A 6,000-nucleotide genomic window follows, 5' to 3' on the forward strand; every position below is an offset into this window, starting at 1 on the left:
AACGATGTCTACGTGCTGATGTCTACATGCTGATGTCTGCATGCTTGAAAGGCCCCCGGCGGCCAGCGCCGCATCGGCGCAGCCTACCCGGTGCGGAGCGGCGTACGCCGGTTCCGTACGGCCACAAGATCACTACAGGACGGTGAACGGCGGGCGTTCACCGGGGTCCGCAGCGGTCAGCGCCCTGCGGACGACGGCCCGCCCCCGGAAGGTGTCTTCGGACACATGGCCGGGAGAGGGCGGGAAGAGGCGCCCGGGGCCGGGGCGTGAGCGGGCGGACCGGGGTGCGGGGCGGCGGGGCGGGCCGGTGCGCGCCCCTGGGCGGCCGGTCACCACCGCCCCGCGCGCGGGGCCGCGGGCCGGCCCCGGCCCTCAGCTCACCCGCCGGTTCGCCTTCGAGCGGGACCGCTTCTCGACGTACATCCGCTGGTCGGCGGATTGCAGGACCTCCTCGGCCGACATCCCGCAGCCCGCCCAGCCGATGCCGAAGCTGGCGCCGACCCGCACGGCCCGGCCGTCCACCCGGATCGGCGGGATGATCGCGTTCCGCAGCCGTACGGCCAGGTCCTCGGCGTCCGCCTTGCCCAGCCCGTCCGCGAGCACGACGAACTCGTCACCGCCGAGCCGGGCCACCGTGTCCCCGTCCCGTACGCCGTTGGTCAGCCGCCGGGCCACCTCGATGAGCACCGCGTCACCGGTGTGGTGCCCGAACCGGTCGTTGATCGACTTGAAGCCGTCCAGGTCGCAGAAGAGGACGGCCAGCCCCTTGGCCCCGTCGTCCTCGGGCCCGTCCGACGGCGCGACCGCGTGCACATGACTGTCGTACACCGGCCCCGTACGGGCCAGGTGGAAGCCCTCGAACCCGTCGCCGGCGCCGTCCGGCAGGAAGCCGTGCCCGTCCTCGTCCCCCACGACCGCCGAGGCGAACGCGTCCGCCTCGTCAGCGCCCGGCGGCCGCGAGCACAGCCGGGCGCTGAGCCGGGTCCGCAGCTCGGCGGCGTTGGGCAGGCCGGTCAGCGAGTCGTGGCTGGCGCGGTGCGCGAGCTGCAGCTCGTGCCGCTTGCGCTCCTCGATGTCCTCGACGTGCGTGAGCAGGAAGCGCGGGCCGTCGGCGGTGTCGGCGACGACGCTGTTGCGCAGGCTCACCCAGACGTACGAACCGTCCCGGCGCGCCAGCCGCAGCTCGGCCCGCCCGCCCTCGGCGGAGGTCCGCAGCAGCGTCCCGACGTCCTCCGGGTGCACCAGGTCGGCGAAGGAGTACCGGCGCATCACGGACGCCGGGCGCCCCAGCAGCCGGCACAGCGCGTCGTTCGCGCGCAGCAGCCGCCCGTGCTGGTCGCCGCCCATCTCGGCGATGGCCATGCCGCTCGGTGCGTACTCGAAGGCCTGCCGGAAGCTTTCCTCGCTCGCCCGCAGCGCCTGCTGCTCGCGCTCCAGACGGACCAGCGCACGCTGCATGTTTGCCCGAAGGCGGGCATTACTGATCGCAATCGCGGCCTGGAAAGCGAACATCTGGAGCGCCTCGCGGCCCCAGGCGCCCGGCCGGCGCCCGTTGCGCGGCCGGTCGACGGAAATGACGCCGAGCAGCTCGCCGCCGCCCGAGGGGGCGGAGTACATCGGCGCGAAGAGCCGGTCCATCGGGTGCCACTCGTGGGGATGGCGCGGCGTCGGCCCGGCGGCGTGCCACTGCGGGACGTCGTCGTCGTCCAGCACCCAGCCCTCGGTGTGCGGTATGAAGCGCAGGTCGCCCCAGCGCTCGCCCATGTTCAGCCGGCGCTCCCAGGAGTCCTTGGAGCCGATCCGGCCGGCCAGCAGGGCCTCAGCGCCCGCGCTGCCTGCGACGGCGGCCACTACGAGGTCGCCGTCCGGCCGTACGAGGTTGACCGCCGCGAGCTCGTAGCCCAGCCCGTTGACCGCGCCGTCGGCGACGGCCTGCAGGGTGTCCGCAAGGCTGCGTGCGGTGTTCAGGTCGGCGACCACTTGGTGCAGCTGCCGCAGGGTCGCAAGACGGACGTATGGCTCCGACTCGGTCTCCATCGCTCGCTCTCCCCGAGACCTCGACAGCAACTCCAGGCTTCTTGTCATCCTCTAGTCGTCCGATTGCCACGGCCACTGAATCACAGTGAGCTGTTCACTCGGTACACAGGGTCAACAATTACCGCGCGCTGTGACTCAAGTCACATGACGCGCCGTGGAGTTACCGGTCCTCTCCGGGCACCCCTCGAACGCCTCCATAAACTTCCTGAACGCAAATTCCGCCGCCCGGCCGCCTCCGTCGACAGACCTAGGACGCGGCTGGTCCCAGGGCCCGATGCGAGCTGCCCGGGGCCCGGTTTAGCGTTCATGGCGTGTTCACGAACAACCCTGCCTCCCTCACCGACGCACACACCGGCCCGACGGGCACCGGCTCGGGCCCCGATTCCGGCCCCGGGTCCGGGGCCGACAGTGGGGTGCGTGCGGACAGGAACGATTCTGCCGGGGCGGGAGGGGGCGCCGGTGCTGGTGGGGCCATCGAGGCCGGCGCCGCTGCCGTACCGGGGGCCCGCCGGGCGGACGGGAACGGCTTCCGGGCGGAGGGGGACGGTCTGGACGGCTCCCGGGCGGACGGGAACGGCTCGGCCGCGGGGCGGGACGACTCGGCCACGGTGTCGGGCGACTCGGCCGCCGAGCAGAACGACTCGGTCCCGGAGCTGATCCCGCATGCTGGTGGGGTGAGTGCCGACGAGTTCCGTGCTGCCCTGTCCCGGCTCGCCGCCGGAGTCGTACTGATCACCGCCCTCGACCCGGAGGACGACCCGGTCGTCGACGGGGACGGATCCGGCCACGGGGGCGGATCCGCCAACGGGGGCGGTCCCGGCGACGGGGGCGTCGGTGCCGCGGGCGCCGACCTGGAAGTCCCGACCGGCGAGGACGCGGGGATGACGGCCACCGCGTTCATGTCCGTCTCGCTGGATCCGCCGCTGGTCATGGTCAGCGTCCGCAACGAGTCCCGGATGGACGACATCCTGGAGCGACAGCCCCTGTGGGCGGTCTCGGTCCTGACGGAGAGCCAGCGCAACATCGCCGGCCAGTTCTCCATGAAGGGGCGCCTCAGCGACCGCCTCCTCTTCGCGAGCGTCCCGCACGTACGGGGCGAGAAGACCGGGGCCGCACTCGTGAAGGGCGCGCTCGCCACGATGGAGTGCCGTACGGAACAGCGCGTCGTGGCCGGCGACCACACCCTCACCATCGGCCGCGTACTCACGGCCCACACCCCGAACGTGGAACGCGACCCGCTGACGTACTTCCGCGGGCGCTACCGGAAGCTGGCGTAACCGGCGCCCGGGGGCGGGCAACGGGCGACCCACGACTCCTCATGCCGCGCGCCGGCCGGCGGGCCTCAGTGCCAGTCCCGCCCCGAACGCCCCCGCTTCGTCTCACCGCGCTGCTTCTTCTCCCGCAGCCTGCGCTCATTGATCCCCCGCGGAATCCGCGTCTTCCGGCGCGGCTTCGGCGGCGGCGCGGACGCCTCCGCCAGCAGGGAGGCCAGCCGGACCGCGGCCGTCTCGCGGTTCCGCCACTGCGAGCGGTGCTCGGACGCCCGTACGGACACGATCCCGCCGTCCAGCAGCCGCCCGCGCTCCCCCAGCCGCTGCAGGGCGCGCTCCTTCCACACCTCGGGCAGCGCCTCCGTGCCGGCCAGGTCGAAGCGCAGCTCCACCTGACTGTCGGAGGTGTTGACGTGCTGGCCGCCCGGCCCGGACGACCGCGAGAAGCGCCAGACGAGCTCCGCCTCCGGGAGGACGACCGAACCGCGGATGACATAGGGCCCGGACATGCCCCCATGATCCCGCGCCCACCCCCGATCCGTCACCCGCATTTCGCTGGTGGAACCCCTGGCCGGGCCCCCGGCCGAAGGGCAGCCGCGACGGACCGCATCAGGACTTGGCAAAGAAAGTAAAGATAGCTGGAACCTCCTGGTCGTCGGCCGACGTTGTGAAGGGTGACGGTAGCTTCGTCCGCAGTACGGAGCCCGGCGATTCGACGAGTCGAGAAGGAAAGGGACTTCCATGGCTGTAAGCCTGTCCAAGGGCGGCAACGTCTCCCTCACCAAGGAGGCCCCGGGCCTGACCGCCGTCACGGTCGGCCTCGGCTGGGACGTCCGCACCACCACCGGCACGGACTTCGACCTCGACGCGAGCGCGATCGCGGTCAACGCGAACGGCAAGGTCTACTCCGACCAGCACTTCGTGTTCTTCAACAACAAGGCCACGCCCGACCAGTCCATCGTGCACACCGGTGACAACCTCACCGGCCAGGGCGAGGGCGACGACGAGCAGATCAACGTCAACCTCGCCGCACTGCCCGCCGACGTCGAGAAGATCGTCTTCCCGGTCTCCATCTACGACGCGGAGAACCGCAGCCAGAACTTCGGCCAGGTGCGCAACGCCTTCATCCGCATCGTGAACCAGGCCGGCGGCACCGAGATCGCCCGCTACGACCTCAGCGAGGACGCCGCGACCGAGACCGCGATGGTCTTCGGCGAGCTCTACCGCAACGGCGCCGAGTGGAAGTTCCGCGCGGTCGGCCAGGGCTACGCCTCGGGCCTGGTCGGCATCGCCCAGGACTTCGGCGTCAACGTCTGACCGACGCCCATGCGACGGCCGCGTCGCTGCCCGCCCGGCGGCGGGCTGCGGCCGGAGTCGTGGCTTGAGCGCATACGGCCAGGGCTACGGCTGAGGCCCTATCTGCATACACACGGCCACGGCTGAGGCCACGCCGGACGAAGGCCGCCTGCCCGCACCCCGCGGACCAGGCGGCCTTCGCCGTTCCTCCCGCCCGCCGCGGCTCACGGCGCTCCCCTCCACCCGCGCCTCACTTCTCACCCCCCGCACGCAATTCCCTCGCGCCGAGCGGCCCGACCGACCACCATGCGGCCATGACCGGTACGAGCCACCCACACCAGGAAGAGTCCCCGGAGCCCCCGAAGTCCCCGCAGTGCCCGGAGCCCCCGGGGTGCCCGGAGTCCCCAGCGTCCCCGCACAGCTCACCGGACGCGCGCCGGGACCCACCACCGCCCCCGGCCCTGCAACCGCTGAGCACCCTGCTCGCCGAGAACGACGGCCGGCTGCCGGACCCGCTCCTCGATGAGCTGACCGACCTCTACGCCTCCAACGCCGAGTTCTTCGCCCGCACCGGCGACTTCCCCGACCCGTACGCCCTCCACCGCGACGAGGTCGCCTCCAGCCTCAACGCCGAGCTGACCCACCCGGCAGCCGAGGTCCTCCTGGCCCGCGAACCAAGCGATCCTTCCGCCCACGGGGCAGGGGCACAGGCCCCGGACGCTCCGCAGCACCCCGAGCGCCTGACGGGCCTGGCCATCACCCTCACCGAACACCCGGACCCGATCGACCCGTACCCCTGGATCGGCCTGCTCCTGGTCCATGGGACGCTGCACCGTTCCGGCCGGGGCAGCCGCCTGGCGACAGCCGTCGAGGACTGGTTGCGCGCGTCCGGCCACGACGGCGTACGCCTCGCCGTCCTGGACAGCAACCCCGACGCGCTCCTCTTCTGGTCCGTCCTCGGCTACCGCGCCATCGACCACCGCACGGACCACGCGATGGGCCGCCCGTGCACGGTCCTCCACAAGGACCTCACGACCGCGGACCGAGACGCCGACAACGCCAACAACGCCAACAACGCCAACAACGCCAACAGCTAGAACGCCCTACGGCCAAGCGAGGTCCCGGCAGGCGCGGCGGGCGTGGCGGGTCGTGGCGGCGCGGCAAGCGTGGCGGGCACGGCCGGGCGCAGCGGGCACGGCCGGGCGCAGCGGGCACGGCCGGGCGCAGCGGGCACGGCCGGGCGCAGCGGGCACGGCCGGGCGCAACGGGCACGGCCGGGCGCAGCAGGCGCGGCCGGGCGCTCCGGACGGAATCTCAGGCGGCTTCGACGCGAGCCGCCCGCGGCACGGGCCTCGCCCCCTCAGCCGCGCCCGCATCCACCGGCGCTTCCGCCGAG

At 72.8% G+C, this 6,000-nt stretch carries 5 protein-coding genes; 3 read left to right on the forward strand and 2 right to left on the reverse strand.

Annotation, left to right across the window (positions count from 1 at the left end):
* Window positions 1-372: 372 nt before the first annotated feature.
* The gene (gene cdgB, locus C3486_RS29435; RefSeq protein WP_103835821.1) at window positions 373-2,037 is read right to left on the reverse strand and encodes a diguanylate cyclase CdgB; all 1,665 of its coding nucleotides are present in this window, start codon (window positions 2,035-2,037) and stop codon (window positions 373-375) included.
* A 608-nt stretch (window positions 2,038-2,645) separates the two neighbouring features.
* On the opposite strand from cdgB, the gene C3486_RS29445 reads away from it, so the two are divergent.
* Window positions 2,646-3,314 carry a flavin reductase family protein gene (locus C3486_RS29445; protein ID WP_258053056.1) on the forward strand — a complete coding sequence of 223 codons (669 nt, stop codon included), beginning with the start codon at window positions 2,646-2,648 and terminating at the stop codon, window positions 3,312-3,314.
* Between the two features lie 65 nt (window positions 3,315-3,379).
* On the opposite strand, the gene arfB is transcribed toward C3486_RS29445, so the two are convergent.
* Window positions 3,380-3,817, reverse strand: a complete 438-nt coding sequence (gene arfB, locus C3486_RS29450; RefSeq protein ID WP_103835822.1) for an alternative ribosome rescue aminoacyl-tRNA hydrolase ArfB — start codon at window positions 3,815-3,817, stop codon at window positions 3,380-3,382.
* Window positions 3,818-4,049: 232 nt separating this feature from the next.
* Between arfB and C3486_RS29455 the strand changes: the two genes are divergently transcribed.
* A complete protein-coding gene (locus tag C3486_RS29455) occupies window positions 4,050-4,625 on the forward strand; it encodes a TerD family protein (RefSeq protein ID WP_103835823.1) in 576 nt (191 codons plus the stop codon).
* A 293-nt stretch (window positions 4,626-4,918) separates the two neighbouring features.
* On the forward strand, window positions 4,919-5,701 hold the full coding sequence (locus tag C3486_RS29460) for an N-acetyltransferase (protein WP_107501232.1): 783 nt from the start codon (window positions 4,919-4,921) through the stop codon (window positions 5,699-5,701).
* The last annotated feature ends 299 nt before the right edge of the window (window positions 5,702-6,000 follow it).

This window comes from Streptomyces sp. Ru73, assembly GCF_002920575.1.
In the GTDB taxonomy this organism is placed as follows: Bacteria; Actinomycetota; Actinomycetes; order Streptomycetales; family Streptomycetaceae; genus Streptomyces.